This window comes from Microbacterium kribbense (assembly GCF_039537285.1).
Lineage (GTDB): Bacteria > Actinomycetota > Actinomycetes > Actinomycetales > Microbacteriaceae > Microbacterium > Microbacterium kribbense.
The window spans coordinates 127,945-154,796 of sequence record NZ_BAABAF010000007.1; the positions used below are offsets into that span (position 1 = coordinate 127,945).

A 26,852-nucleotide genomic window follows, 5' to 3' on the forward strand; every position below is an offset into this window, starting at 1 on the left:
CCCCGACGATCAGGAACAGGTGCCCGGCCGCTGCAGCGCCGGCTCGGTGAGCAGGTGCGGGTCCACGGCGAACGTCGCGGTGACGGCATCCTTGTCGAGGGTGATCGCGGTCAGCGTCATCCCCTTCGGGAATCGGTCGGCCACGCACACCGTGCGGGGCGCGAGGATGCCGGCGGCCAGCGAGCCGAACCGCGCGCGGATGATGTCGGCGGACATCTGCGCTCCCCCGACCTCGAAGCCGGTCGGCGTGAGCACGAGTGCGCCGGAGTGCACGCTCGGATGCAGCGTCAGCGTGAACGAGACGCCGCTGAGGAATTGTGACGGGTCCAGGCTGACCGCGATGTCGCCGCCGGCGATGTGCAGCGAACCGGGCACGGTGCGCCCGATGTCGCCGACGAGTGTGGTGATCGCGTCGGGGCTCAGCCGCACGGTCGCCGTCGCGGCGGAGACGGCCGCGTCGCCGCGGATCGGAACCCCGGTGGCGTGCACCGTCACCGTGCCGGTCGCGCCGCCGATCGGGGCGTCGGGCACCGTGATGTTTAGCTCGGTCAGGGTGCCGCCGATCAGCTGCGGCAGCACCGGATCGTCGACCGCCACCTGCACCTTGTGGCCGGCCGGCAGCCCGAGCGCCTGACGCGTCTGCTGCATGACGGTGTCGATCACCTGCGTGCGTGCCCAGGCATTGCCGCCGAACCAGCCGGCGATGCCGAGGCCGGCCAGCACCACGAGCACGATGCCGATGGAGATCACCGCGGTCCGGCCCCGGTGGCGGCGTCGGGGCGGGGCGGCCGGGGCAGCCTGGGCCGCCGGGGCCATCACGGCGGGCGCGGCGGCGGTCGGGATCACCGGCAGGGGAAGCGTGGTGGCTTCGGGTTCGCTGACGTCGGCAGCCGAGATGGGTTCGGTGATTGCAGGCGGAAGGGGCGGGCGCGGCGGGATCCGGATCGGATCGGTGCTGTCATCCGACGAGTGTGGTGTGCTCTGGTCCATTCCGGGTGTGCCTCCGTTCGGCGTGCTACATGCGCTCGGGCGCACTCACACCCAGCAGTGCAAGGCCGTTGCGCAGCACCTGGCCGGTGGCGTCGTTCAGCCACAGCCGGGTGTGGTGCACCGGCTCGATCGCGTCGTCGCCGAGCGGGATGACCCGGCAGTTGTCGTACCAGCGGTGATAGAGCCCGGCCAGCTCTTCGAGGTAGCGGGCGATGCGGTGCGGTTCGCGCACTTCGGCGGCGAACGCGACGACGCGCGGGAACTCCTGCAGTGCGCCCAGCAGCAGCGCCTCGGTGTCGTGCGTGAGGGTGGCCGGGTCGAAGACGCTGCGGTCGACGCCCGTGTCGGCGGCGTGCCGGGCGACGTTGTGCGTGCGGGCGTGTGCGTACTGCACGTAGAAGACGGGGTTGTCGTTGGTGCGCCGCTGCAGCAGGTCGATGTCGATGTCGAGGTTCGAATCGGCGGAACTGCGGGTGAGCGCATAGCGTGCGGCATCCTTGCCGACGACCTCGACGAGGTCTTCGAGCGTGACGACCGTGCCGGCGCGCTTGGACATGCGAACCGGCTGCCCGTCCTTGACCAGGTTCACCAGCTGGCCGATCAGGATCTGCAGGTTCAGGCCCGGCTCGTCGCCGAAGGCCGCGCACATCGCCATCATGCGGCGGACGTAGCCGTGGTGGTCGGCGCCGAGCATGATGATGCAGCGGTTGAATCCGCGCTCGCGCTTGTCGAGGTAGTAGGCGAGGTCGCCGGAGAAGTAGGCGGCGTCGCCGTCGGACTTGATCAGGACCCGGTCCTTGTCGTCGCCGAACTCGGTCGAGCGCAGCCAGGTCGCACCGTCGGCCTCGAAGATGTGGCCGAGTTCGCGCAGCCGCGCGATGGCGCGGTCGACGGCACCGGAGGCGTGCAGGTTGTTCTCGTGGAAGTACACGTCGAACTCGACGCCGAACTCGCGCAGGCTTTGCTTGATCTCGCCGAACATCAGCCCGACCCCGACCTCGCGGAAGACCTCTTGCTTGGCGGCCGGCTCGAGCGCGTCGAGGTCGCCGGGGTAGGCCAGCTCCACACGCCGCGCGATGTCGGCGATATAGGCGCCGCCGTAGCCGTCCTCGGGCGCCGGCAGGCCGTCGTGGGCGGCGACCAGGCTACGCGCGAACCGGTCGATCTGGGCGCCGTGGTCGTTGAAGTAGTACTCCCGGGTGACCTGCGCGCCCTGCGACTGGAGGATGCGCGCGAGCGCGTCGCCGACGGCGGCCCAGCGCGTGCCGCCGATGTGGATCGGCCCGGTCGGATTGGCGCTGACGAACTCGAGGTTGACCACTTCGTCGGTGCGCGTGTCGGCGGTGCCGTAGCGGTCGCCGGCGTCGACGATCGTCTTCGCGAGCATGCCGGCGGCGGCGGCATCGAGTCGGATGTTGATGAAGCCGGGGCCCGCGACCTCGACGGAGGCGATGCCGGCGATGTCTGCCAGCGCCGCGGCGATCTCGGCCGCCAGCTCGCGGGGGTTGGCCCCGACCCTCCCGGCGAGCTTGAGCGCCGCGTTCGAAGCCCAGTCGCCGTGGTCGCGGCTCTTCGGCCGATCAAGTGGCAGGTCTGCGACGGTCACGCCGTCGACCGAACCCGGTCGCCGGGCCTGTGCGAGCGGACGGATGACGTCGAGCAGAACGGTGGAGAGGGCTGCGGGATCCATAGGCCATCGATTCTACGGTCCCCCACCTGCGGGCCCGATGAGCGTATGTGCCGCACCCGTCGTGGTTCAGAAGGGGATCGGTTCGGGGGGTCCGAATCGGACGGTGCCGGGTGGTCTGGTGGTGTGGGTGCGTCCGGTGGGTGCGGTCCAGATCAGGATGCCGCCGGGCAGTTGCTGCACGGTCCAGTCGGTGTCGTGTTTGAGGGTGTGGTGTCGGGTGCACAGGTGTGCCAGGTTGCACAGGCCGGTCGGTCCCCCGTCGGCGTGGCCGCGGGTGTGGTCGATGTCGCATTTCTGGGCGGGCCGGCGGCAGCCGGGGAACCGGCACTGCACATCCCGCACCTGCAGGAACAGGCGCTGTCGTTTGCTGGGCCGGTATCGGTCCACGCTGATCGGGACCCCGCTCGCGGTGTCGTCACCGACCGGCCCGAACCCGAGCACCGCACTGCCACCGCTGGTCTGGCCGGCCAGGGTGCTGGCGCGGAGGGTGACCTGCACGGTCGCTCTGATCGCGCCCAGTGCGTCTCGGGCTTGTCCGGTGGCGCCGTGCCCGTCCGGGACGCTGGTCAGCAGCAGGTCGCAGAAGATATCGGCCATGATCTGCGTGTGGGTACGCTCATCACACACCGGACCACCCGCACCCGAATCAGAATCGGTATCGGTGTTGCCGGCCGCAGCCGCGCCATCGGGATCCGCGGCTTCCTGGCCCGTGTCGGCCGTCGCATCGGGATCCGCGGCGCCATTGGCACCGGCATCCGACACGGCACCAGCACCGGCGGTGCCCTCCGCGGCGGCTTCGGCTTCGGCTTGTTCGGCGGTGTTCTGGCCGTGCAGTTCGGTGGCCATGTCGCGGAGCCGGTTCACGATCCCGACGCCCTGGGCGGTAGGCACGTCCGCGATCACCCGGGCAAGCCCGGGCTCCAGCTCCCGCACGGTGACTTTCCGGCGGGCCACGGCCGCCCGCACCCGCTGTGCGGTGCCGTCCGGGTCCAGCCGGGTGACCAGGCCGGCCAGGGCGGGCCCGAGCCGGCCGGGGGTCATCTCCGCGGCCATGTCCAACCCGACCGCCTCGTACTGGCGGCGCACCGCGTCGTCGCCGATCACCGCCCCGGTATCGGCGATCAAGGTCGCCTGCTCGGGAGAGATCTCACCGCAACTGGCCTGGCAGAGGGTCTCGTAGAACTGGTGGGTCAACGACCACGCCAGGGACGCCTTCCGGGCGACCTGCCATTCGCTCAACCGCAGCCCGGCACCGATCTCGGCGAACACCTCCCGCATCCCCAGCTGGGAGGAATGCGTGAGCGCCCCGGACCCGTCCCGCGCGGCGCGCTCCTGCTCCCGCCGCGCCACGAGGGCGGGGACGCGTTCGAAGAAGAACATCTCCGCCGCAAACGCCGACCCCGCCCGGGCCCGCGACCGAGTGAGATGATCGACCAGCTCATCCAGCTCTGAGATCGCCGGGGACAGTCCCACGTGCGTCGCCTGTGCCATCTGAGACTCCTCCCGTCTCCGTTGATCGATATGACCAGACTATCGTATTTATGTACGGATTACAAGTCTACTCGTAAGATTCTCTCTCTTAGTTTTGGCCGTTTTCTGTCCAGTCACGTGGAGGCGTCTCTCGCTTCGATCAGCGCGTACTGTCGTATATGCGAACGATAGCATCAAGGGTCCGACCTGCCCCGTGACGCCGGCCCCGCGCGGGCTGATGTTGAATGGACGCCGGAGGAAAATCACCTATGACCAGACTCATGATCATCGTCGCCAGCGTGCGAGAGGGCCGCATCGGCCTGCCGATCGCGCAGTGGGTGCGCGGCGTGGCCGAGGCCGACCCGCGGTTCGACATCGACTGGGCGGACCTGAAAGAGATCGCGCTGCCGCTGATGGACGAGCCGAACCACCCGAGGCTGCGCCAGTACACGCACGACCACACCAAGGCGTGGAGTGCGCGGGTGGATGCCGCTGACGCGTTCATCTTCGTGCAGCCGGAGTACAACTACAGCTTCGCGCCCGCGCTGAAGAACGCGCTGGACTACCTGCACGCCGAATGGCGGCGCAAGCCCGTGGGCACGGTCAGCTATGGCGGGATCTCGGGCGGTACCCGTGGCACGACGGCGATCCGCCCCGTCGAGCTCGCGCTCGGACTCTCGCCCACTCAGGCCAACCTCGAACTGGCCTGGGCCGCCCAGCATCTGAACGACGATGGTGAGTTCGAGGCGACCGAGAGCAACGGCCGCACGCTGCACGCCATGCTGGACGAGATCGCACAGCTGGACGGCGCGCTTGCACCGCTGCGCGGCTAGCCGACCAACCCGGCGCGACGCCGGCCGCGTGCCATATAGCCCGCGGTCAGCGCCGCACCGCCCACCAGCACGGCACCGCCCAGCACGACCGTCAGCGGAATGCCCAGCAGCGTGCCGAGCACGCCGATGGTGACGCCGCTGAAGGTCTGCATGCCCGGTCCGAACATGCTGTAGGCGCCCAGCACACGACCCCGCTCGGCCGGCGGGGCCTCCAGCTGCACGATCGCCTGCGCGGTCGCCGTCGCCGTGATCTGCGACGCACCGGTGAGCACCAGCGCGATCACGGCGATCGCGACGGAGCCGGTGAACGCGAACACCATCGCGAACGCGCCGAACCCGACCGCGGCGACCACGGCGGTGGTCACGGTCGGCTTGATGCGGCCGCTGGCCTCGAGGAAGAACCCGCCGAGCACGCCGCCGATGCCGAGGGCGAACAGCAGGATGCCGTAGATCAGTTCACCGTCGGCACCGGTCGGGGTCAGGATCGCGCTGAACACCGGCATCGCGGTCTGCAGGACGGCGCCGATAGTCACCGACGCCAGCGCCGAGAGGATCAGCATCCCGAGGATCACGGTGTTGCGTCGCACCGTGCCGAGCACGCGGAACGAGTCGATCAGCGACACCCGACCGGTGGAGAAGGCGCCCTCGCGGCTGTGCCCGGTGAACGGTGTGCGCATCAGGAAGATCGTCAACGGCAGATAGAACACGATGTTGAAGAAGATGCCGGCAGTGGGACCGAGCAGCAGCAGCAGCGCCGAACCGACCACCGGGCCGAACAGGATCCCGAGGCTGCGGAAAGTCGCGTTGATGCGCACCGCCGAAGGCAGCTGATCGCGCCCGGCGAAGTCGTATAGCATCATCTGCTCGGCCGGTCCCCACAGGCATCCGGCGATGCCATGCAGCACCAGCAGCACGCACGCCTGCCACAGCTGCAGCGTGCCGGTCAGAAACAGGATGCCCCAGCACAGCGACACGAACATGAACAGCACCTGCGCGGCCTGGATGATGCGGCGGCAGTCGAACCGTTCGGCCAGTCCGCCGGCATACACCGACAGCAGCAGGAACGGCAGCCAGTGGCTGATCAGCTGGAAGCCGACCAGCACCGGCGAGTGGAACGTGTTCCACAGCACGAGGTAGGTGATGACATGCTCGATGTTGTCGCCCATCATCGCCATGCCGGCGCCGACCAGATACGGCGCGGTCTTCCAGCTGCGCAGCACCTGGAACTTGGGAACCGGCGCGCTCGTGCTCACTGCTTCATCTTTCCAGTTCCAGACGGCACCGGCCGATGCGGGCGCCGATCCGCGCCCACACCCTCATTGGTGCCCCCGACAGGAATCGAACCTGCGACCTTTGGTACCGGAAACCAGCGCTCTATCCCCTGAGCTACGGAGGCGTACCGATAAAGCGTATCAGCGTACGGAGCTCACACCCGACGGTAGGCGAGATCGCGGATGTCGCGGCCGACGCGCGCGCCCTTGCGCTCGAACGCGGTGAGCACGCGGCCGTCGAAGCGCGGGGCCCACTCCCCCTCGAAGCCGCGCGCGAAGCCGGGGGCGGCATCCATCACGTCCACCATCTGCCGCGCGTAGTCCTCCCAGTCGGTGGCCAGTCGCAGCATCCCGCCGACACGCAGCGAGCCCGCCGCGAGGCCGGCGAACTCGGCGGTGACCAGGCGCCGCTTGGTGTGCCGCTTCTTGTGCCAGGGATCGGGGAAGAACACCCACAGCTCGTCGACGGACGCCGGCGGCAGCAGGTGCTGCAGCACTTCGGGCGCATTCGCCTCGACCAGGCGCAGATTCGTCGCCCCGGCGGCATCCGCATCGCGCATCGTGCGCGCCAGCCCCGCCTGGAACACCTCCACGGCGAGGAAGTCGACCTCGGGCCGGGCCGCTGCCGCGTGCACGATCGCGTGCCCCTGACCCGAGCCGATCTCGACGACCAGCGGCGCGACGCGCCCGAAGACCTGCGCCGGGTCGATCTGGGAGCCGGGGGCGACGCTCGTGAAGGCGGCATCGCGCGGCACGGGCAGCAGGTAGCGCGGACCGAGCCGAGCCCACGCGTGCTCCTGGCCCTCCGTCATCCGGCCGCCGCGCCGCACGAACGAGACAGGATGATCACGATACGGTCGGGGCGGCTCGGTGGACACCCCACAAGGGTAGGCGAGAGTCAGTCGACCGTGACGAAGTCGATGAGCTCTTCGACCCGGCCCAGCAGCGCCGGCTCGAGGTCGCGATAGGTGCGCACCCGCGCGAGGATGCGCTGCCACGCCCGCGCGATGTCGGCCTGGTCACCCGCCGGCCAGCCGAATGCCGCACAGATCCCGACCTTGAACTCCACGCTGCGCGGGATCTGCGGCCACGCCCTGATGCCCATCGCCGCCGGCGTCACACACTGCCAGACATCCACGAACGGATGCCCCACGATGCGCACATGCGCGCCGTGCCGTCCGCGCGCCACGGCCTCCGCGATGCGCGACTCCTTCGAGCCGGGCACCAGGTGGTCCACCAGCACGCCGTAGCGACGCTCGGCCGACGGCGGGTCCGCGGCCAGCGCGGCATCGAGCAGGTCCACCCCCTGCAGGTACTCCACCACAACGCCCTCGGCGCGCAGGTCGGCACCCCACACCTTCTCGACGAGCTCGGCGTCGTGCCGACCCTCGACGAAGATGCGACTGGCCCGCGCGACGCGTGCCCGCGAGTGTGCGGCGGCGAACGAGCCGGATGCCGTGCGGGCGGCACCGGCCGGTGCCTGCGCGGTCGGCGCGACCAGGATCACCGGCTCGCCGTCGACGAGGAAGCCCGGCCCGAGTGGGAACACCCGCCGGCGGCCGTACCGGTCTTCGAGCTCGACCAGTCCGTGCGTGAGCGACACGACGGCGCCGCAGTAGCCGTCCTCGGCGACCTCGACGACCTGCTCGCGCGCTGCCTCGATCCTCGGCAGCTCGCGCTGGAACTGCCCTCGCCAGCCCGCGCTGAGCACATCGGCCCCGTATCGATCGTCCATCGTGCCTCCCGAATCGGGAAGCCTATCCGCACCCAGGGCCCGAACCCGGTCGCCACGCCCCCGGTGGCACACAGTGGGCAACTCTGAATAGACTCGCGGAATGGGGCCGCGCCCCTCGGGGGAAAGAGGTACGGATGCGCCTTCGGAAACTGGCGGCACTCGTGGCAGTGAGTGCCGCGCTGATCCTGGGGGCCTCCGCGGCCGCATCGGCGACCGATCCCGTGACCCTCGGCGCGGGTCACGTGCTGGACCAGTCCAGCGCGCTCAGCCAGGGCCAGCTCGACGCCGCCGACGCACGATTGAAGAGCCTGTACACCCAGACCGGTGTCGACCTGTACGTCGTGTTCGTGCCCACGTTCACCGATCCCGGCGACCGGCAGGAGTGGGCCGACCGCGTCGCAGTCGACAACGGCCTGGGCAGCTCGCAGTACCTGATGGCGATCGCGACCGACGCCCGCCAGTTCACGACCTCGGCCGACAGCGCCGGCCCGCTCAGCAACGATCAGCTGGACGCAATCGAGGCCGCCGTCAAACCGCACCTGAGCGACGGGGACTGGTCGGGTGCGATCTCGGTCGCCGCCGACCAGATCCAGAGCGCACTCGGCGGCGGGGCGGGCGGCTCCGGCGGAGGGCCGCTGACCGCCATCCTGATCGTCGTCGTCATCATCGTGGTCATCGTGCTGGTGATCGTGCTGATCGTCCGCTCGCGCAAGAAGAAGAACGCCGGTGCGACCTCCGGCCCCGCGATCGAGCGGCTGGACACGAAGGAGCTGGCCCGGCGCGCCGGCTCGGCCCTTGTGCAGACCGACGACGCGCTGCGCACCAGCGGTGAAGAGCTGGGCTTTGCCCGCGCCCAGTTCGGCGACGACGCCACCACGGAGTTCACGGCCGCACTGGCCCAGGCCAAGGAGAACCTCGACGCCGCGTTCGCGCTGCAGCAGAAGCTGAACGACTCGGTCGCCGACACCGAAGAGCAGACCCGCGCCTGGAACACCCAGATCATCCAGCTGTGCGCCGACGCCAACAAGGGACTGGACGAGAAGGCCGCCGCGTTCGACGAGCTGCGCAAGCTCGAGCAGAACGCCCCCGAGGCGCTCGCGCGCATCCAGCAGGAGCGCGCCAAGGCCGGCGACGGGATGGCGCCCGCCGCCACCGCGCTGCAGAAGCTCGGCATCGACTACGCACCCGAGTCGCTGAGCACCGTGACCGACAACATCGACCAGGCCACGCAGCGGCTCGCCTTCGCGGACGAGCAGCTGAACGCCGCACAGACCGCGATGGCGGCCGGCAACGGCGGTCAGGCCGCGGTCGCGATCCGCGCCGGCGAGCAGGCCGTAGACCAGGCGCTGCTGCTGCAGCGGGCGATCGGCAAGCTGGGCACCGACCTGGCCGCCGCGCAGGAGCAGATCGGGCCGATGATCATCGATCTGGAATCCGACCTGGCCACTGCCTCGACGGTGCCCGACCCGGACGGCCGCGTGGCCGCGGTCGTCACCGCCACCCGCACGCAGGTCGACGCCGCCAAGGCCGACGCGGCCGCCGGCAAGAAGCATCCGCTCGCCACGATGAAGGCCCTCGAGGCGGTCAACACCCAGATCGACCAGACCCTCGCCGGCGCACGGGATGCCGCGACCCGCGCCCAGCGCGCCCGGCAGATGCTCGGTCAGGTGATGATGCAGGCGCAGGCGCAGGTCTCGGCTGCCGAGGACTATGTCACGTCGCGCCGCGGCGCGATCGGCGCGGATGCCCGCACCCGGCTCGCGCAGGCGGGCGCCGAGCTGGTGAGCGCCCAGCAGCTGCAGACATCCGACCCCGACCAGGCCCTCGCGCGCGCCCAACGCGCCGACCAGCTCGCCGGCCAGGCCATGCAGTACGCCCAGAACGATGTCGGCGGCTTCGGCGCACCGGCCGGGGGCGGCGGGGGCGGCGGGATGCTCGGCGCCATGATCGGCGGCATCGTCATCAACTCGCTGCTCGGCGGCGGCAGTGGCATGTTCGGCGGTGGCGGCGGCAGCGGCATGTTCGGCGGTGGCAGTGCCGGCAGCTTCGGCGGCGGCGGCACCCGCGGCCGCCGAGGGGGTGGTCGTTTCTGACCCGGCGCGAACACCAGATCTCTGACCTGAACACCCCGATCCCTCGATAGGAAGGAACCCAGATGGCTAAGCAATCCATCTTCGGCCGCATATCCACCCTGGTGCGCGCGAACATCAACGCAATGCTCGACTCGGCCGAGGACCCGCAGAAGATGCTCGACCAGCTCGTGCGCGACTACACCAACAACATCGCCGACGCCGAGTCGGCGATCGCCGAGACGATCGGCAATCTGCGTCTGCTCGAGCGCGACCACCAGGAGGACGTGCAGGCCGCCACCGACTGGGGCAGCAAGGCGCTGGCCGCCAGCAAGAAGGCCGATCAGCTGCGCTCGGGCGGCAACGCGACCGACGCCGACAAGTTCGACAACCTCGCCAAGGTCGCCCTGCAGCGCCAGATCGAGGCCGAGAACTCGGCCAAGGCGGCCGAACCGCAGCTGGCCTCGCAGACCAAGACGGTCGACCAGCTCAAGGACGGCCTGAACGGCATGAAGCAGAAGCTTCAGGAGCTGAAGGCGAAGGCCGCCGAGCTGGTCGCACGACAGAAGACCGCCGAGGCGCAGAACAAGGTCGCCGACGCCGTCAAGTCGATCGATGTCATGGACCCGACCAGCGATCTGAGCAGGTTCGAAGACAAGATCCGGCGCGAGGAGGCCCTGGCCCAGGGCAAGCAGGAGCTCGCGGCGTCGAGCCTGGACGCGCAGTTCAACCAGCTCGACGACATGGGCGAGCTCACCGAGGTCGAGGCCCGGCTGGCGGCGCTGAAGGCCGGCGGCAGCGCTGCTGCGGCGGCAGCGGCCATCGACGCCCCGTCGGCTCCGTACACGCCCGGAGCCTGAGCGCGACAGGTGCGGCGCCGGGCATCCGTGCCCGGCGCCGCACTCATTGCACAGCGCGTCGTGCGCCGGCTGCGGTGTCACACCCGTCCGCGACGGCGTCGCAGCGGTGGCGTAAAGTCCACAGTGAAGACCTGAGGAGGCCGCGGTGACCCACTTCCTCGTCGTCCCGCAATGGCAGGGATCGTCGTCCTCACGGGCGATGCAGCTCATCGACGGTGCACTCGCGATCGCCGGCGACCTGCCGCGATCCTCGTGCGTGGTTCTGGACGTGCCGATGGAGGCGGGCGAATCGCTCGACTCGGGCGTGCACCGGCTCAGTGCGCTGCACCGGATCGCGCGCGCGCACCTGGAGGCCCTCGCCGAGCTGGACGACCCGGTGCTCACGATCGGCGGCGACTCGGGAGTGGCCACCACGGCGGCGCTGGCCGCCGTGGGCGCGACCGGAGGGACGATCGATCCGAAAGCCGTCGTCGTGTGGTTCAGCTCGCACGCCGGGCTGCACGACCCTGGTTCGTCCCCCACCGGCGCCTTCGACAGCATGTCGGCGCGCGCACTGCTGGAAGACGCGGCACCGCGGCCGGCAGAGTTCTCGCTGGCCGCCGATCGGCTGATCCTGGCCGGTGTGCGCGCCGTCGACGCCGCCGAAGCCGACGTGATCGAGCGCCTGGGTGTCAGCGTGCTCTCGGCCGACGAGCTGACCCCTGACGCGCTGGCTGCGGCGGTGGCCGGGCTGGGGGCATCCCACGTGTTCATCCACGTCGACCTGGACGTGCTGGATCCGGCGGCGGTCACCGGCGTCAGCGACCCCGAGCCGTTCGGGCCGGATGTCGCACAGCTGGTCGCATGCATCGGCGCCGTCCGTGCACACACGCCCCTGCACGCGGCAGCCATCACCGGATTCGCGCCGACATCGCCTGCCGACGCCGTCAACGACCTGGGCGCGATCCTGCGCCTGGTGGGAGCTCTGGCGTGAGCTGGCCGGCCGCTCCCCCGGCGGGATGGCGCGAGCGCGCCGACCGCGCCGTGGCGCGTGGCCGGCGATGGGACCGCCTCATCCCGAGCGTGCTGCTGGATTCGCGCGTCAGCCGGGCGGGCGCCTGGTACGGCACCGCCGTCGGGTGGCTCTGGGGCGGGGTGTGGAGCACGGGGCGGGTCGAGCGGGCGAATGGTCTGTGGGTGTTCCGCGGCATGCCGCCGCGCACCTTCCGCCGCGGCGGCGTGTGCGTGGGCAGCTGCTTCCTCACCGGCGATGACGCGCCCTCCGAGCGGGTGCTGCGCCACGAGGCCGTGCATGCGCGGCAGTGGCAGCGCTATGGGCTGCTGATGCCGCTGCTGTATGCACTGGCCGGTCAGAACCCGCTGCGCAACCGCTTCGAGATCGAAGCGGGCCTCGCCGACGGCAACTACATCCCGCGCGACGCCGCCTGAGGTGCCGGCGCCGTCAGAGGCGGTACTGCGGCGGGGTGTGCAGGGATGCCGGTGCGCGGCCGAGCCGGTCGACCAGGCAGTCCACGATCTCGGCGGTGCCGAGGTAGCCGCCCAGCAGGAAGACCCGGGTGTCGTCGCCGTCGGCGCACATCATCTCGCCGGCCCACGCCGTCGCCGCACGTGCGAGGGTGACGCCGCGGCCGCATTCGGCGGCCGTGCCGGGAGCACCGGAGCGCACTGAGCGATCCAGCCAGGTCACCGTCATCCGCGCCGGCACTTCGAGCGGGCCGGTCCACGAGGCATCCGGCACCTCGACGAATACGCGCCCGGTCGCACACATCGGCAGCGTCGCCACGAGCGCCTGCAGTTCGACCAGCGAGGTCTCGTCGGCGGTGATCAGGTGCTGCACGAGCCCGCGACGGGCCAGGCGGCGTGCGACGGCACTCATGGGCGGGGCAGAGGCGGAGGTCGTGGCTGTCATGACCGAGTCAGTCTAGCGCAGGATTAGGCATGCCTAACCTCACCTGGGTCACGCCTCGGAGCGCGCCTGGCGCGGCGGCACGGGGTAGCGCCCCGCGATCGCGATGCGGTTGAACGAACCTATCGACACCAGAATCCAGCTCAGCGCCACGTACTCCGCCTCGGACAGGATGCCGCCGACCCTGTCGTAGACCTCGTCGGAGACCCCACCGTCATGGATGTAGACATGTTCCTCGGCCAGCTCGAGCCCGGCCCGCTCGCGCTCGGTGAACACACCGGACTCGCGCCAGCTGGCGATCTGCGCGATGAGGTCGGCATCCAGGCCCGCCGCCAGCGCGCGGTCCACGTGCACGCGCACGCAGTAGGCGCAGCCGTTGAGCTGCGACGTGTGGATCTGCACGATCTCGCTGAGGCGATCGTCGACGCCGGCCGCCGCAGCGACCTCGCCGATGGTGCGCGAGAGCGCATCCAGCGCGAGATAGGCGGGCTTGGCTGCGCGAGACAGGTGCACACGCGGCTGGCCGGAAGAGGGCACGTGGGGCTGGTCGCTCATGCTGGCCAGCCTACCCAGCCGTGCGCCGCCGGAGCCAGCTGTGCCCGCCGGTACGCCGGGTTCGTCGCCTTCCCGCGGCTGCGCGAGAATGATGGGGTGACCGACGACGCTTTCGACGAGTTCTCGTTTCTGCCCGACCAGGCCGCCGAACTGGGCGCGGGCACTCCGGTGCCGCACGGCGAGCGCCTGGCGCTGACCCTGCCGGACGGGCGCACCCTCAGCGCGCTGCGCTATGCGCCGGCGGCGACACCGGATGCCGCACCGGTCGTGACGCTGCTGCACGGTGCCGGGCTGAACGCGCACACCTGGGACACCACGATCCTCGCGCTCGGCCTGCCGGCGCTGGCGATCGACCTGCCCGGGCACGGCGACTCGTCGTGGCGTGATGACGCGGCATATGTGGGATCGGTGCTGGCGCCCGATGTCACGCTCGGCATGCGGGAGTGGACGGATGCACCTCAGCTGCTGGTCGGCCAGTCCCTCGGCGGGCTGACCGCGGCGGCGGTGGCGGCATCCCACCCCGACCTGGTGCGCGACCTCGTCGTGATCGACATCTCGCCGGGCATCGACCCGAACGGCGGGGCGCAGCAGATCGCGCAATTCTTCGCCGGCCCCACCGATTGGGCCAGCCGCGACGAACTCGTCGATCGTGCACTGGCGTTCGGCCTGGGCGGCACTCGCGTGGCCGCAACCCGCGGCGTCTACCTGAACTCGCGCATGCGATCGGACGGGCGCGTGGAATGGAAGCACCACTTCGCTCACCTGGCTGCCGCGATGGCCTCGCCGGCGGCATCCACCGCCCAGTCCGCTCACGGCCAGGCACCGGATGTCGTGGCCCGCGTGCTGCGCGAGGGCGGCTGGGCAGACCTTGCCGCCGTGCGCGCGCCGCTGACCCTGATCCGCGGGCAGCGCGGGTATCTGACCGACGCCGACGTCGCCGACTACCGCCGACGGCTGCCGGGCGCGCAGGTGGTCACGGTCGCTTCCGGGCATAATGTGCAGGAGGAACTGCCCGCAGCCCTGGGCACCCTGCTGCGCGAGCACACACCCTACCCGCGCGCCTGACACTCCGCACACCGCACCCTGCACACCCGAAGCCGACCTGTCACACCGTCCGAGCCGCCCGCACGGGGCCTCTAGGCTGGTGCGCAGCCCGCGAAAGGATCCCCATGCTCCGCCGCACCGTCCTGGCAGCCGCCGCGCTCGCCGCCGCAACAGCCCTCGCCCTCACCGGCTGCACCGGTGGCGGCGCCCCGACCCCCGCCGCCTCGGGCACCCCCGATCCGAACGCATCGGTGGCGATCCGCCTGGTGCTCGAGCCGAGCAACCTCGACATCCGGCAGACCGCCGGCGCCGCGCTGGATCAGATCCTGATGGACAACGTGTACCAGGGGCTGGTCTCGCGCACCCCCGAGCAGAAGATCGTGCCGGCGCTGGCCAGCGCCTTCACCAAGTCGCCGGACGGCCTGACCTACACGTTCACGCTGCGCGAGGGCGTCACCTTCGACGACGGCCAGAAGCTCACCCCCGAAGACGTCGTCTGGTCGCTGACCCAGCACAAGACTCAGTCCGGCTGGACCAACGCCAGCGACCTGAGCCGGGTCAAGGCGATCACCGCCGAGGGCCAGACCATCACGATCACGATGAACGAGCCCGACTCGATGCTGCTGTGGGACCTGTCCGGCCGCGCCGGCGTGATCTTGAAGAAGGACGACAAGGTCGACTACAAGACCAAGGCCAACGGCACCGGCCCGTTCCTGCTGACCAGCTGGAAGCAGGGCGACTCGATCACCTTCGAGCGCAACGACGCCTACTGGGGCACCAAAGCCAAGGTCAAAGAGGTCGTCTTCGACTACATCCCCGACACCCAGGCGGCCCTGAACGCCGCCCAATCCGGTGAGGTGGATGTCGTGACCGGCTTCGACGCGAACCTGACGGATCAGATCGAGGCGAACGGCGACTACAAGGTCGTGCTCGGCAAGTCCACCGACAAGGGCACGCTGGCCATGAACAGCCACGACCGGTGGCTGCAGGACAAGCGCGTGCGCCAGGCCATCCGCCAGGCGATCGACCACGACGCCGTCATCAAGGCGCTCGGCTCGGGCCAGACCCTGTACGGCCCGATCCCCGAGCTGGACCCGGGCTACGAGGACCTCTCCAGCGTCGCCCCGTATGACCCGGAGAAGTCCAAGCAGCTGCTGAAAGAGGCCGGCGCCTCCGACATCACGCTGACCCTGACGATCTACAACGGCTACGGCACCACGATCCCGCAGATCCTGGTCTCGGACCTGAACGCGGTCGGCATCACGCTGAAGGTCAACGCGGTCGAGTTCCCCACCTGGCTCAACGACGTCTACATCAACAAGGACTACCAGCTCAGCTTCGTGCTGCACACCGAGGCACGCGATTTCGGCAACTGGGCCAACCCGGACTACTACTTCACCTACGACAACAAGACCGTCCAGGACCTCTACCAGAAGTCGCTGTCGGCGACCACCGACGAGCGGGCCGCGGACTTCCTGAAGCAGGCGGCGAAGATCGTGTCGGAGGACATGGCCGCCGACTGGGTGTACAACGGCGCGTCGGTGGTGGCCGTCGGCACTAACATCACCGGTATGCCGTCAGCCAACGTCAATGAGCGCATGAACCTCGCCGAAATCAGCAAGAGCAAGGGGTGATCCGCTACGCGCTGACGCGACTTGCCCTCCTGGTGGTGGGGCTGTTCGTCGCCAGCGTGCTGATCTTCCTCACGCTCCGGGTGCTGCCCGGAGACGTCGCCCAGCTGATCGCCGGAACGAACAGCACGCCCGAGCAGATCGCGGCCATCCGCGACCAGCTCCACCTCGGCGACCCCTTGCCCGCGCAGTACGGCGCGTGGATCACCGGCGTGCTCCACGGCGACTTCGGCACCTCACTGATCACCGGCAGCCCGGTGCTGGGCCAGCTGCTGCAGAAGGCGCAGGTCACGGTGCCGCTGGGCCTGCTGGCGATGAGCATCGCGCTCGTGCTGGCGGTGCCGCTGGGCGTGCTGTCGGCGATCGGCCGCGGCCGCACCGGCGGCACCGCGCTGAACGTGGCCTCGCAGGCCCTGGCCGCCGTCCCGGTGGTGTGGGCGGGCATGATGCTGGTCGTCGTCTTCGCGGTCTGGCTGGGCTGGCTGCCGGCCCAGGGCTTCCCGCGCACCGGATGGGAGCAGCCCGGCCGCGCACTGCGGTCGCTGCTGCTGCCGGCGCTGACCATCGGCGTCGTCGAAGGCGCCATGCTGCTGCGGTTCGTGCGCAGTGCGACGCTGCAGGCGGTCGGTCAGGACTACGTACGCACGGCCGCCGCCAAGGGACTGACCCGCACGCAGGCGCTGATCCGGCACGGACTGCCCAACATGGCGCTGTCGGTGATCACGGTGCTCGGCCTGCAGGTGGCCGGCATCATCGTCGGCACCGTCGTCATCGAGCAGCTGTTCTCGCTGCCCGGAATCGGGCGGATGCTGGTGACCGACGTCGGCAACCGCGACCTGATCAAGGTGCAGGGCGAGCTGCTGGTGCTGACCGGCTTCGTGCTGATCGTCGGCTTCGGCGTGGACCTGCTGCACCGCGTGATCGATCCCCGGCAGCGGGAGGCGGCATGAGCTGGTCCTGGCTGCGCCGGCTCTGGCGCGGGTCCACCGGCCGCTTCGGCCTGATCGTGGCGGCGATCATCGTGCTGACGGCCGCCGTCTCGCTGCTGTGGACGCCGTTCGACCCGCAGCACGTGGACATCGCAAACCGCTGGCTCAACCCCAGCTGGCCGCACCTGCTGGGCACCGACGGGTCGGGCCGGGACATCCTGAGCCTGGTCATGGGCGGAGCCCGCACGACGGTGTTCGTCGCGGTCGGGTCGGCGGTGATCGCCACGATCGTGGGCATCGCGCTGGCCGCCCTCGGTGCGCTGACGGCCCGCTGGGTGCGCGAGTCGGTGGCGGTGTTCGTCGACATCCTGATCGCATTCCCGGTGCTGCTGATCGCGCTGATGATCTCGGCGATCTTCGGCCGGTCGCTGTGGGTCGTGATCTGGGCGGTCGGTGTCGGCTTCGGCGTCAGCATCGCGCGCGTGACCCGGCCCGAGCTGCGCCGGGTGCTGCACAGCGACTTCGTGCTGGCCGGCCAGGCCTACGGCCTCACGCCGGCACAGAACCTGATCCGGCACCTGCTGCCCAACGTCGCACCGGTGTTCATCGTGCAGCTGTCCTGGGGCATGGCCGTGGCGGTGCTCGCCGAGGCCGGGCTGTCGTACCTCGGGGTGGGCGCACCGGTCACCGAGCCCAGCTGGGGCCTGCTGCTGGCCGAGCTGCAGCAGTTCCTCACCGTGCACCCGCTTGCAGTGCTGTGGCCGGGGCTGGCGATCACGTTCACGGTGCTGGGCCTGAACCTGCTCGGCGATGCGCTGCGCGAGGCCACCGACCCGACGCTCTCGCACGAATCGGACGACCGGATGCGGCAGCCGGGGGTGGTCGCGTGACGCTGTGCGTGCAGGATCTGACCATCGACATCGCTGGCCGCCGGGTCGTGGACGGCGTCTCGTTCGAGGTGGCCGACGGGCAGCGCCTGGGGCTGATCGGCGAGTCCGGGTCGGGCAAGTCGCTGACGGCACTGGCCGTGCTGGGACTGCTGCCCGAGACGGCGACGGCCGGCGGCAGCATCCGCTGGAACGACCGCGAGCTGATCGGCATGCCGGACCGGGAGCTGGCCGGCATCCGCGGCGACGAGATCGGGATCGTGTTCCAGGAGCCGCGCACGGCGCTGAACCCGATCCGCACGGTGGGGCGCCAGATCGCCGAGGCGATCCGCATCCATGAGCACATCGGCGCCCGCGCCGCGCGGCAGCGCGCGATCGTCGAAGCCGCCCGCGTGCACCTGCCCGATCCCGAGCACATCGTCGACCGCTATCCGCACCAGCTCTCCGGCGGCCAGCGGCAGCGCGTCGCGATCGCGATGGCGCTGGCGTGCCGGCCGCGGCTGCTGATCGCCGACGAGCCGACGACGGCGCTGGATGTCACGATCCAGGCCGAGATCCTCGAACTGCTGCACTCGCTCGTCGACGACGACGGGATGTCACTGGTGTTCATCACGCACGACCTCGCGGTGCTCTCCCAGATCGCCACGCACGGCGTCGTGCTCGAGCATGGCCGCGTGGTCGAACAGGCGCCGGTGCCCACGCTGCTGACCGCGCCGGCCTCGCCGATCACACAAGGGCTGCTGCGCGATGCGACCGCGACGCTGTGGAAGCCGGAGGGGCGGGCATGACGGCATCCTTCCTGCTCAGCGCACGGGGCCTGACCCGGCGCTACCCGGGGCCGCGCACGTCGACATTCGGCCGCCGCACCTCCGAGACCGCGCTGACCGATGCCGACATCGACGTGCGCGAGGGGTCGGCGGTCGGCATCATCGGCGAGTCCGGGTCGGGCAAGTCGACCCTGGTGCGACTGCTGCTGGCGCTGGACATACCCACCGCGGGAACCGTCACCTTCGACGGCAAGCCGGTGCAGGCGAAGGCCGGTGCCCGGGCGCTGCACTGGCTGCGCCGGCAGAGCGGCATCGTCTTCCAGGACCCGTACGCGTCGCTGGACCCGCGGATGAACGTGGGGCGCATCGTCGGCGAGCCGCTGTGGGCGCTGAACCTCGGCGGCGACGGCGAGCCCGGCAACACCGGGCGCCGCGAGCGCGTGCGCGAGGTGCTGGCCGACGTCGGCCTGGAGCCGGAGATGACCACGCGCTTCCCGCACGAGTTCTCGGGCGGGCAGCGGCAGCGCATCGCGCTGGCGCGCGCGATCGTGCACCGGCCGCGGCTGCTCGTCGGCGATGAGCCGCTGTCGGCGCTGGACGTGACGGTGCGCGCGCAGATCCTCGAGGTGTTCACCCGGCTGCGCCAGCGCGACAACCTGACCGTGGTCATGGTCTCGCACGACATCGGCGTCGTGCAGAACCTGTGCGACGAGGTCGTCGTCATGAAGGACGGCCGCATCGTCGAGGAAGGGCCGACCGAGAAGGTGCTGCTCGAGCCCCAGGTCGCCTACACGCGGCACCTGCTGGCCTCCATCCCGGTGATCGGCCCCGGCCGCTGAGGCGCAGGCGCTCGCCCTGCGTGGGAAGGCCCGGTGTCGGCGGGCCCGTGTCTGCGGGCCCGTGTCTGCGGGCCCGTGTCTGCGGGCCCGTGTCTGCGGGCCCGTGTCTGCGGGCCCGTGTCTGCGGGCCGGTGTCGGCGGGCCGGGCTAGTCTCGGGGCATGCACTACGGCATCGTTCCCCCGTTCCTGCTGGACCGGGTCGCGGCCGCCGACCAGCCGCACCTGGCCCGGGCCGCGCGGGCAGCACGGCACACGCTGATCGCGCCGCGCGAGTACCGGCCGCGTCGCACGCAGCTCGAGCTGAGTGTAGAGGGCGGCACGCTGGTCGCCCGCACCGAACCGTCACCGGATCGCACGATCGCCGACGCCGCGGGCACCGAGACGCTGCCGGGGGTGACGGTGCGCACCGAAGACCGGCCGCCGGTGGCCGACTCCACCGTGAACCAGGCCTTCGACGGGCTCGGAGCGACGTTCGACTTCTTCTGGGAGGCGTATCGGCGCGACTCGATCGACGGGTGCGGTCTGCCGTTGGATGCCACCGTGCACTACGGCCACGACTACGACAACGCGTTCTGGAACGGCGAGCGGATGGTGTTCGGCGATGGCGACGGCGACGTGTTCGTCGGGTTCACCGGCTCGCTGACCGTGATCGCCCACGAGCTCACGCACGGCGTGACCGAGGCATCCGGGGGCCTGGACTACCAGGGCCAGTCCGGCGCGCTGAACGAGTCGATCTCGGACGTGTTCGGGGTGCTGGCCGAGCAGTCCGCGCACAACCAGAGCGTCGACGAGGCGTCGTGGCTGATCGGCGCGGGGATCCTGGCCCCCGGCATCGACGGGGTGGCGCTGCGCTCGCTGAAGGCGCCCGGGACGGCGTATGACGACCGCGTGCTGGGCAAGGATCCGCAGCCGGCGACGATGGCCGGCTTCGTGCACACGAGCGAGGACAGCGGCGGAGTGCACATCAACTCCGGCATCCCCAATCACGCGTTCTATCTCGCGGCGGTCGCGATCGGCGGGCGTGCCTGGGAGCGCGCCGGCCGCATCTGGTACCGGGCCGTGACCGCCGGGACGCTGCCGAAGGATGCCGATTTCGCGACGTTCGCACACGCGACCCTCGCGGCCGCGCAGGCGGAGTACGGTGTGGATGCGAAGGAGGTCGCCGCCGTTCGCGCCGCATGGACGAGCGTCGGCGTGCTCGCCCATGCAGAATCGCCCGCCCACTGACCCGCCGACCGCCGTGCGGGTCACGGTGGTGCGCAGCGGCGGCTTCGCCGGTCTGCGCCGCGAGTGGACCGCGCGGCCTGAGCCGGTGGACGCGCCGCGGTGGGTGGCACTGATCCACGACTGCCCGTGGCAGGATGCGGACACGTGCCGCCCCGCCGAGCCGGATCGATTCGTCTGGCACATCGAGGCGCGCCTGGACGATTCCGCCCGCGCCGTCGCGCTGCCCGAGTCGCACCTGCAGGGCCCGTGGCGCGATCTGGTCGACCAGGTGCAGGCCTTCGAGCGCGAGCGCACCGGCGACGCCTGAACTCAGCCAAGCGCGGCCGCGGCGTGGAGTGCGGGGGTGCCGACGCCGTGCGCGATGCGGCACCGTGTGGGCCGGCGCAGGCCGAGCGAGAGCCGAGACCCCGTCGAGAACGCGCAAACCGCGCGCAACGGTCACGCATCGCGCAGTTTGCGCATTCTCGATGAGTATTCTCGACGTCGGGGCCGACCACGCGGCGCGGTCGCCGGGGAAATGCGCCGCGCGCGGTGCAGTCCGTCGCGCATCGAGCGACGCGCCCGTCGGCATGCCCGGCCGCGCCGCCATTCCCGCGTGGGCATCGGCATCCCGGCCGACAATCGCGGCGACGCCCGGGCTCTCGACCGGATGCTGATTCTCAGCGAAGTGGGGGCGCGACCAAGCCCGTCGAGCACGATCCAGCGAGCCCGTCGAGGGCGGTCGAGCGAGCGCGGTCCAGCGCAAGCCCGCGCGCCTGTCGGCCGGGGCGGCCTACTCGGGAAGGCGCCAGTCGACGGGGGCCGCGCCCTGGGCCACGAGCAGCTCGTTGGCGCGCGAGAACGGCCTGGAGCCGAAGAACCCGCGGTGCGCGGACAGCGGCGACGGATGCGGCGACGCGATGATCGGCGTGTCGCCCAGCAGTGGGCGCAGGTTCGCGGCATCCCTCCCCCACAGGATCGCCACCAGCGGGCCGCCGCGGTCCACGAGCGAGCGGATCGCATGCTCGGTGACCTTCTCCCATCCCCAGCCCCGATGGGATGCCGGGGCCCCGGGCGCGACGGTCAGCACCCGGTTCAGCAGCATGACGCCCTGGTCGCTCCACGCCGACAGGTCGCCGTGTGCGGCGGGCGGGATGCCGAGGTCGGTCTGCATCTCCTGGTAGATGTTCGCCAGGCTCCGCGGCAGCGGCCGCACGTGCCGGTCGACCGCGAACGACAAGCCGATGGGGTGCCCGGGCGTCGGGTAGGGGTCCTGCCCGACGATCAGCACGCGCACCTGCGCCAGCGGCCGCGCGAACGCCCGCAGCACCCGGTCGCCGGCCGGCAGGTAATGCCGCCCGGCGGCGACCTCGGCACGCAGCCGTGCGCCGAGCGCGGCGATGTCGGATGCCACCGGAGCAAGCTCGTGCGCCCACCCCGCATCGATCAGACCCGCGTCGGCCAGTTCCGGCAGTGTCAGCGCCACCGCTCCAGCGTAGCCATGCTCACCCGCAGTGAACGCTCACTCGCGGACCCGAAGCGGGCCGCGCGCCAGCAGGTGCTGCGCCGACTGGGCGACCGGCCGCATCGTGATCAGATCGAGGTTGACGTGCCCGGGCGCATTCAGCGCATAGGCGATGACGTCCGCGACGTCCTCGGCCACGAGTGGCTTCTCGACGCCGGCGTAGACCTTGGCGGCGGCATCCGCATCGCCCCCGAGCCGGTTCAGCGTGAACTCCGGGGTGTAGACCATGCCGGGTGCCACTTCGACGACCCGGATCGGCTCGCCGTTGAGCTCGAGTCGCAGCGCGTGCGCGAGCATCGCCTCGCCCGCCTTCGCGGCGTTGTAGCCGGCACCGCCCGGATAGGCGTCCTGCGCCGCGGTGGATGTCACGAACAGCAGGTCGGCATGGTCATCGGATGCCGCCGCCCGGCGCAGCAGCGGCAGCAGGGCGGCGACCGTCCGCTGCGCGGCCAGCACGTTGACATCGAACATCCACTGCCAGTCCTCGGACTTGCCGTCCTCGGCGCGGTCGGTGCCGCGCGCGCCACCGGCGACCTGTACCAGGGCGTGCACCGGGCCGGACTCCGCCAGCCACGCGGCGAGGGCTGCGACATCGGTGGCCTGGGTCAGGTCGGCGGCGAACGCCACCGCGCCGGTTTCGGACTCGAGGGCCGCCAGCCGATCCGCGCGCCGCGCGACGGCGGCGACATCCCATCCGGTCGCCCGCAGGGCCCGCACCGTCGCCTCGCCGATGCCGGAACTGGCACCCGTCACCACTGCACGTCTGTTCATGGATCCACCGTACCCACGCGGGCAACCCGCGCCCAGCCGCGCCCTTCGAAAGCACCCGTGCGATGGATGCCGCCGAACGTTACGTAACATTTCCCCTGCGTTGTTGACACGCGCGCACATCCGTAGCCTCGAACCAGTCGCAGCAGCCCGGCCGCGACCACCCACACGCCCGAGGAGAACCTGATGTCCGCTACCGAGAACTGGCGGTTCGAAACCGCGCAGATCCACGCCGGTGCCGCCCCCGACCCGGTCACCGGGTCGCGTGCCACGCCGATCTACCAGACCACGTCGTACGTGTTCAAGAACACCGAGCACGCCGCGAACCTGTTCTCGCTGGCCGAGGTCGGCAACATCTACACCCGCATCCAGAACCCGACCACCGATGTCGTCGAGCAGCGCCTGGCCGCCCTGGAAGGCGGTACTGGCGCCCTGGTGGTCGCTTCGGGCATGTCGGCGGCGACGCTGTCGATCCTGAACCTGGCCCAGGCCGGCGACCACGTGGTGGCGTCGTCGGCGATCTACGGCGGCACCTACAACCTGCTGCGCTACACGCTGGCCAAGCTCGGCATCGAGACGACCTTCGTCGACGACCAGGACGACCTGGACGCCTGGCGCAGCGCCATCCAGCCCCACACCAAGCTGGTCTTCGCCGAGTCCATCGGCAACCCGAAGATCAACGTGCTCGACATCCAGGCCATCGCCGACATCGCGCACGAGGCGGACCTGCCGTTCATCGTCGACAACACGATCGCGACCCCGTATCTGATCCGTCCGTTCGAGCACGGTGCCGACATCGTCATCCACGCGGCCACGAAGTTCCTCGGCGGCCACGGCACCGTCATCGCCGGTGTCATCGTCGACGGCGGATCCTTCCCCTGGTCGCAGCACGCCGACAAGTTCCCCGGGCTGACCGAGCCGGACCCGTCGTACCACGGCGTGAGCTACTCGGGCGCCCTCGGCGACGGCATCGCCTACATCATCAAGGCGCGCGTGCAGCTGCTGCGCGACATGGGCCCGGCGCTCGCTCCGGCCAGCTCCTGGCAGCTGATCCAGGGCATCGAGACGCTCTCGCTGCGCATCGAGCGGCACGTGGAGAACACGCAGGAGATCGCCGAGTGGCTCGAGGCCCGCGACGAGGTCGCCTCGGTCAGCTATGCCGGCCTGCCCAGCTCGCCCTGGTACGCCAACGCCCAGAAGTACGCGCCCAAGGGCGTCGGCGCGGTGCTCTCGTTCGAGCTGAAGGGCGGGGTGGATGCCGGACGTGCCTTCGTCGACAACCTCAAGCTGTTCAGCCATCTGGCCAACATCGGCGACGTCCGCTCGCTGGTGATCCACCCGGCCTCGACCACGCACTCGCAGCTCACCCCCGAGCAGCAGCTGGGCGGCGGCGTCACGCCGGGCCTGGTGCGCCTGTCGGTGGGCCTGGAGAACGTCGAGGACCTCAAGGACGACCTCGAGCAGGCGCTCGTCGCGGCCGGCAAGATCGCCGAGGCCGCGCGGGTCTGATAGCCCTCCTCAGGGACCGGATGCCCCGGGCCGACCGTCTCGGTCGGGCCGGGGCATCCGTCTGTCCGCGCCGCTGAGTCTCGGCGTGGGCACTACGCGCCGTCCCACCACTGCAGCACCCGCAGAGCGCGCAGCGTTACCCAGCGGCTGCCGAACCCTTCGCGCTCACCGTCCATCTCGAACAGGATCGGTCCCTCGTGCGTGTTCTCGAGCGGCCACAACCCGTCGTCGCCGCGCTTGGCGCGCAGGAACTCCACCGCCTCGGCGCAGCGCGGATCCCGTTCGGGTCGGGCCCGGCGCAGATAGTCGAGCGCGCGCAGCACGTCATAGAACCAGCGCACCGGATACGAGGTCATCATGAAACGCGGGTCGATCACCTCGCCCGTGCTCCGACGCTGGAACAGCCGCCGCTCGAGCAGATACTCCTCGGCGTCGTGCCGCGCGGCACGCGAGACCTCGGTGCCGCCCGTCGCCTGCTCCCAGGCCCACAGGCCCTCCAGCATGCAGATCGTCGAGTGCAGTGACGACACCTGTGCGCCGTATTCCGACCAGCAGTTCCAGCCGCCGTCGGACAGCCGGCCGGCCAGAGCCGTGTCGACCACGGTGTCGACGGATTCGCCGAAGTAGGCACCGACCGTGAGCACCACGCCGTTGATGCACGGCTCGGTCTCGCCGTCGAAGTATCGCTCACCCTCGTGATCCCAGCGCACGTTCGCGCGCACCCGGGCGATCGCCTGTCGCACCCGCGGATCGGCGGCGTCGGCGCCGAAGTCGACGAGCTGCTGCAGGCTGAAGTGCGTCGCCGTCCATGCGTCGTACATGGGCCGGGATTCGTCGACCCAGCCCGGGCGGTAGGCGCCGCCGTCCCAGAGCCCGTCATCGGCCTGCTCGTCCAGCAGCCGCGCACCCCAGCCCTCGGCGGCGACGCGCGCCCGCTCGGCGGCGACCTCCTGTGGGGCGGCGCCGGTCACATCGGCCATGACCTGCCAGCGGATCGCGGGGTCGCCGCGCATCAGGTACTCGATCGTGTCCATGCGCGCGAGACTACGCCGCGCCGCCGACACGCGCACGGGCTCGACCCGTAACACGCCCGGGCTGCCCGGGGTGTCGCGAGAGAATGGATGCCATGGACTGGCAGACCTCTGAAGACACCGTGCCCAGCGCGCCGGTGACCGAGGCCGACGCCCGTCTGCTGCTGGGCCGTCCGCCGGCCACCGGCGCCTGGCGCGACGGCGATCCGGTCGGCGACCGCACGTTCGCCGGACTCGGGTCGTTCCGCACCGAGGGCGGCCGCGAGCTGCCGTTCGTGCGGCTGGCGTACGAGTCCTGGGGCGAGCTGAACGAGGCCCGCGACAACGGCATCCTGATCCTGCACGCCCTCACCGGCGACAGCCACGTGCGCGGGCCGGCGGGCCGGGGCCACCCCACCGCGGGCTGGTGGCAGGACCTCGTCGGCCCGGGACTGGCCATCGACACCGACCGGTGGTTCGTCCTCGCGCCGAACATGCTGGGCGGCTGCCAGGGGTCGACCGGGCCCGCCTCGATAGGCCCGGACGGCTACGAGTGGGCGCGCCGCTTTCCGTACCTGACGATCCGCGACCAGGTCGCGGCGCAGGCGCTGCTGTCCGACGCCCTGGGCATCGACCGGTGGGCGGCCGTGGTCGGCGGCTCGATGGGCGGCATGCACGCCCTGGAGTGGGCGGCGACCTACCCAGACCGGGTGCAGCGGCTCGCGGTGCTGTCGGCGCCCCCGTTCAACACGGCCGACCAGATCGCGCTGAACTCGGTGCAGCTGGAGGCCATCCAGATCGACCCCGGCTTCTCGGGCGGCGAGTACTACGACGCCGGCGACGGCAACGGCCCGCACCGCGGCCTCGCGCTGGCGCGGCGGATGGCGCTGCTGAACTATCGCAGTCCCACCGAGCTGAACCAGCGCTTTCAGCGGTCCTGGCAGTCCACCGTCAGTCCGCTCGGCCACGACGGCCGGTTCGCGGTGGAGTCCTACCTCGACTTCCACGGCAACAAGTTCACCCGCCGGTTCGACGCGAACAGCTACATCCGCCTGGTCGAGGCGATGGACTCGCATGACGTGGGCCGGGACCGCGGCGGCATCGAAGACGCCCTCGGACGCGTGCGCGCGACGACCCTGGTGCTGGGCATCGACACCGACCGGCTGTTTCCGGTCGAGGGGCAGCACCGCATCGCCCGAGGCATCCCGAACACCCTCGACGGCAATGAGGCGGTCGTGCTGCAGAGCGACTTCGGGCACGACGGCTTCTTGATCGAGACGCAGCTGGTGGGGCACCACCTGCAGCGCCTGCTGGATGCCTGAACCGGCAGACCGTCGCGGCAGCGCTCGATCCGGCC

The 26,852-nt window shown here is 70.8% G+C and carries 26 protein-coding genes and 1 tRNA gene; 15 read left to right on the forward strand and 12 right to left on the reverse strand.

Going from position 1 to position 26,852, the window contains the following annotated elements; genetic code table 11:
• Positions 1 to 9 precede the first annotated feature (9 nt).
• The 3 genes from ABD705_RS10065 to ABD705_RS10075 all read right to left on the reverse strand — a co-directional run bounded on the left by ABD705_RS10065 (position 10) and on the right by ABD705_RS10075 (position 4,171).
• A complete protein-coding gene (locus ABD705_RS10065; protein WP_344783126.1) occupies positions 10 to 990 on the reverse strand; it encodes an LmeA family phospholipid-binding protein in 981 nt (326 codons plus the stop codon).
• A gap of 25 nt (positions 991 to 1,015) precedes the next feature.
• Positions 1,016 to 2,680 (reverse strand): arginine--tRNA ligase, encoded by a 1,665-nt coding sequence (argS, locus tag ABD705_RS10070; protein ID WP_344783128.1) that lies wholly within the window; start codon positions 2,678 to 2,680, stop codon positions 1,016 to 1,018.
• 66 nt (positions 2,681 to 2,746) lie between these two features.
• Complete coding sequence (locus tag ABD705_RS10075; RefSeq protein WP_344783130.1) at positions 2,747 to 4,171, reverse strand: HNH endonuclease signature motif containing protein; 1,425 nt, start codon at positions 4,169 to 4,171, stop codon at positions 2,747 to 2,749.
• A gap of 248 nt (positions 4,172 to 4,419) precedes the next feature.
• Between ABD705_RS10075 and ABD705_RS10080 the strand changes: the two genes are divergently transcribed.
• Complete coding sequence (locus tag ABD705_RS10080; RefSeq protein WP_344783132.1) at positions 4,420 to 4,983, forward strand: NADPH-dependent FMN reductase; 564 nt, start codon at positions 4,420 to 4,422, stop codon at positions 4,981 to 4,983.
• Here ABD705_RS10080 and ABD705_RS10085 read toward each other — a convergent pair.
• From ABD705_RS10085 to ABD705_RS10100, 4 genes are all read right to left on the reverse strand, one after another.
• The gene (locus ABD705_RS10085; protein WP_344783134.1) at positions 4,980 to 6,236 is read right to left on the reverse strand and encodes an MFS transporter; all 1,257 of its coding nucleotides are present in this window, start codon (positions 6,234 to 6,236) and stop codon (positions 4,980 to 4,982) included. The genes ABD705_RS10080 and ABD705_RS10085 overlap by 4 nt on opposite strands.
• 67 nt (positions 6,237 to 6,303) lie before the next feature.
• Positions 6,304 to 6,379: transfer RNA gene (locus ABD705_RS10090), tRNA-Arg, on the reverse strand.
• Between the two features lie 30 nt (positions 6,380 to 6,409).
• A complete protein-coding gene (trmB, locus tag ABD705_RS10095; protein WP_344783136.1) occupies positions 6,410 to 7,066 on the reverse strand; it encodes a tRNA (guanosine(46)-N7)-methyltransferase TrmB in 657 nt (218 codons plus the stop codon).
• 86 nt (positions 7,067 to 7,152) lie between these two features.
• Entirely contained in the window at positions 7,153 to 7,989 is an 837-nt protein-coding gene (locus tag ABD705_RS10100; protein ID WP_344783138.1) for a DUF3097 domain-containing protein, read from the reverse strand.
• Between the two features lie 134 nt (positions 7,990 to 8,123).
• Here ABD705_RS10100 and ABD705_RS10105 point away from each other — a divergent pair, with 134 nt between their 5' ends.
• The 4 genes from ABD705_RS10105 (at position 8,124) to ABD705_RS10120 (ending at position 12,346) form a co-directional block, all read left to right on the forward strand.
• Positions 8,124 to 10,082, forward strand: a complete 1,959-nt coding sequence (locus ABD705_RS10105) for a TPM domain-containing protein (RefSeq protein ID WP_344783140.1) — start codon at positions 8,124 to 8,126, stop codon at positions 10,080 to 10,082.
• A gap of 62 nt (positions 10,083 to 10,144) precedes the next feature.
• Entirely contained in the window at positions 10,145 to 10,918 is a 774-nt protein-coding gene (locus ABD705_RS10110) for a PspA/IM30 family protein (RefSeq protein ID WP_344783142.1), read from the forward strand.
• Between the two features lie 145 nt (positions 10,919 to 11,063).
• Positions 11,064 to 11,891 carry an arginase family protein gene (locus ABD705_RS10115; RefSeq protein WP_344783144.1) on the forward strand — a complete coding sequence of 276 codons (828 nt, stop codon included), beginning with the start codon at positions 11,064 to 11,066 and terminating at the stop codon, positions 11,889 to 11,891.
• Positions 11,888 to 12,346 carry a Fe-S oxidoreductase gene (locus ABD705_RS10120; RefSeq protein ID WP_344783146.1) on the forward strand — a complete coding sequence of 153 codons (459 nt, stop codon included), beginning with the start codon at positions 11,888 to 11,890 and terminating at the stop codon, positions 12,344 to 12,346. Before ABD705_RS10115 ends, ABD705_RS10120 begins: the two co-directional genes overlap by 4 nt.
• A gap of 13 nt (positions 12,347 to 12,359) precedes the next feature.
• Here ABD705_RS10120 and ABD705_RS10125 read toward each other — a convergent pair whose 3' ends face one another.
• The gene (locus ABD705_RS10125) at positions 12,360 to 12,827 is read right to left on the reverse strand and encodes an SIP domain-containing protein (protein WP_344783148.1); all 468 of its coding nucleotides are present in this window, start codon (positions 12,825 to 12,827) and stop codon (positions 12,360 to 12,362) included.
• Between the two features lie 48 nt (positions 12,828 to 12,875).
• The gene (locus ABD705_RS10130) at positions 12,876 to 13,379 is read right to left on the reverse strand and encodes a carboxymuconolactone decarboxylase family protein (RefSeq protein ID WP_344783150.1); all 504 of its coding nucleotides are present in this window, start codon (positions 13,377 to 13,379) and stop codon (positions 12,876 to 12,878) included.
• 96 nt (positions 13,380 to 13,475) lie between these two features.
• Here ABD705_RS10130 and ABD705_RS10135 point away from each other — a divergent pair, with 96 nt between their 5' ends.
• From ABD705_RS10135 to ABD705_RS10170, 8 genes are all read left to right on the forward strand, one after another.
• Positions 13,476 to 14,444 (forward strand): alpha/beta fold hydrolase, encoded by a 969-nt coding sequence (locus tag ABD705_RS10135; RefSeq protein WP_344783152.1) that lies wholly within the window; start codon positions 13,476 to 13,478, stop codon positions 14,442 to 14,444.
• Positions 14,445 to 14,548: 104 nt separating this feature from the next.
• Positions 14,549 to 16,057: an ABC transporter substrate-binding protein gene (locus tag ABD705_RS10140; protein ID WP_344783154.1), complete on the forward strand. Its 1,509-nt coding sequence runs from the start codon at positions 14,549 to 14,551 to the stop codon at positions 16,055 to 16,057.
• Positions 16,054 to 17,004 carry an ABC transporter permease gene (locus ABD705_RS10145; protein ID WP_344783156.1) on the forward strand — a complete coding sequence of 317 codons (951 nt, stop codon included), beginning with the start codon at positions 16,054 to 16,056 and terminating at the stop codon, positions 17,002 to 17,004. Before ABD705_RS10140 ends, ABD705_RS10145 begins: the two co-directional genes overlap by 4 nt.
• Entirely contained in the window at positions 17,001 to 17,873 is an 873-nt protein-coding gene (locus tag ABD705_RS10150; protein WP_344783158.1) for an ABC transporter permease, read from the forward strand. The genes ABD705_RS10145 and ABD705_RS10150 overlap by 4 nt, the downstream gene beginning before the upstream one ends.
• Positions 17,870 to 18,658 carry an ATP-binding cassette domain-containing protein gene (locus tag ABD705_RS10155; RefSeq protein WP_344783160.1) on the forward strand — a complete coding sequence of 263 codons (789 nt, stop codon included), beginning with the start codon at positions 17,870 to 17,872 and terminating at the stop codon, positions 18,656 to 18,658. Before ABD705_RS10150 ends, ABD705_RS10155 begins: the two co-directional genes overlap by 4 nt.
• A complete protein-coding gene (locus ABD705_RS10160) occupies positions 18,655 to 19,476 on the forward strand; it encodes an ABC transporter ATP-binding protein (RefSeq protein WP_344783162.1) in 822 nt (273 codons plus the stop codon). The genes ABD705_RS10155 and ABD705_RS10160 overlap by 4 nt, the downstream gene beginning before the upstream one ends.
• Before the next feature lie 160 nt (positions 19,477 to 19,636).
• Positions 19,637 to 20,704: a M4 family metallopeptidase gene (locus tag ABD705_RS10165; RefSeq protein WP_344783164.1), complete on the forward strand. Its 1,068-nt coding sequence runs from the start codon at positions 19,637 to 19,639 to the stop codon at positions 20,702 to 20,704.
• Complete coding sequence (locus tag ABD705_RS10170; protein WP_344783166.1) at positions 20,682 to 21,011, forward strand: protealysin inhibitor emfourin; 330 nt, start codon at positions 20,682 to 20,684, stop codon at positions 21,009 to 21,011. Before ABD705_RS10165 ends, ABD705_RS10170 begins: the two co-directional genes overlap by 23 nt.
• Before the next feature lie 465 nt (positions 21,012 to 21,476).
• Here ABD705_RS10170 and ABD705_RS10175 read toward each other — a convergent pair whose 3' ends face one another.
• Together ABD705_RS10175 and ABD705_RS10180 are read right to left on the reverse strand one after the other, a co-directional pair.
• Complete coding sequence (locus tag ABD705_RS10175) at positions 21,477 to 22,169, reverse strand: uracil-DNA glycosylase (RefSeq protein ID WP_344783168.1); 693 nt, start codon at positions 22,167 to 22,169, stop codon at positions 21,477 to 21,479.
• A gap of 36 nt (positions 22,170 to 22,205) precedes the next feature.
• Complete coding sequence (locus ABD705_RS10180; protein ID WP_344783170.1) at positions 22,206 to 22,979, reverse strand: SDR family oxidoreductase; 774 nt, start codon at positions 22,977 to 22,979, stop codon at positions 22,206 to 22,208.
• Positions 22,980 to 23,162: 183 nt separating this feature from the next.
• Between ABD705_RS10180 and ABD705_RS10185 the strand changes: the two genes are divergently transcribed.
• Positions 23,163 to 24,485 (forward strand): bifunctional o-acetylhomoserine/o-acetylserine sulfhydrylase, encoded by a 1,323-nt coding sequence (locus tag ABD705_RS10185; protein WP_344783172.1) that lies wholly within the window; start codon positions 23,163 to 23,165, stop codon positions 24,483 to 24,485.
• Positions 24,486 to 24,577: 92 nt separating this feature from the next.
• Here ABD705_RS10185 and ABD705_RS10190 read toward each other — a convergent pair whose 3' ends face one another.
• Positions 24,578 to 25,519 (reverse strand): hypothetical protein, encoded by a 942-nt coding sequence (locus ABD705_RS10190; RefSeq protein WP_344783174.1) that lies wholly within the window; start codon positions 25,517 to 25,519, stop codon positions 24,578 to 24,580.
• 92 nt (positions 25,520 to 25,611) lie between these two features.
• Between ABD705_RS10190 and metX the strand changes: the two genes are divergently transcribed.
• On the forward strand, positions 25,612 to 26,817 hold the full coding sequence (gene metX / locus ABD705_RS10195; RefSeq protein WP_344783176.1) for a homoserine O-acetyltransferase MetX: 1,206 nt from the start codon (positions 25,612 to 25,614) through the stop codon (positions 26,815 to 26,817).
• The last annotated feature ends 35 nt before the right edge of the window (positions 26,818 to 26,852 follow it).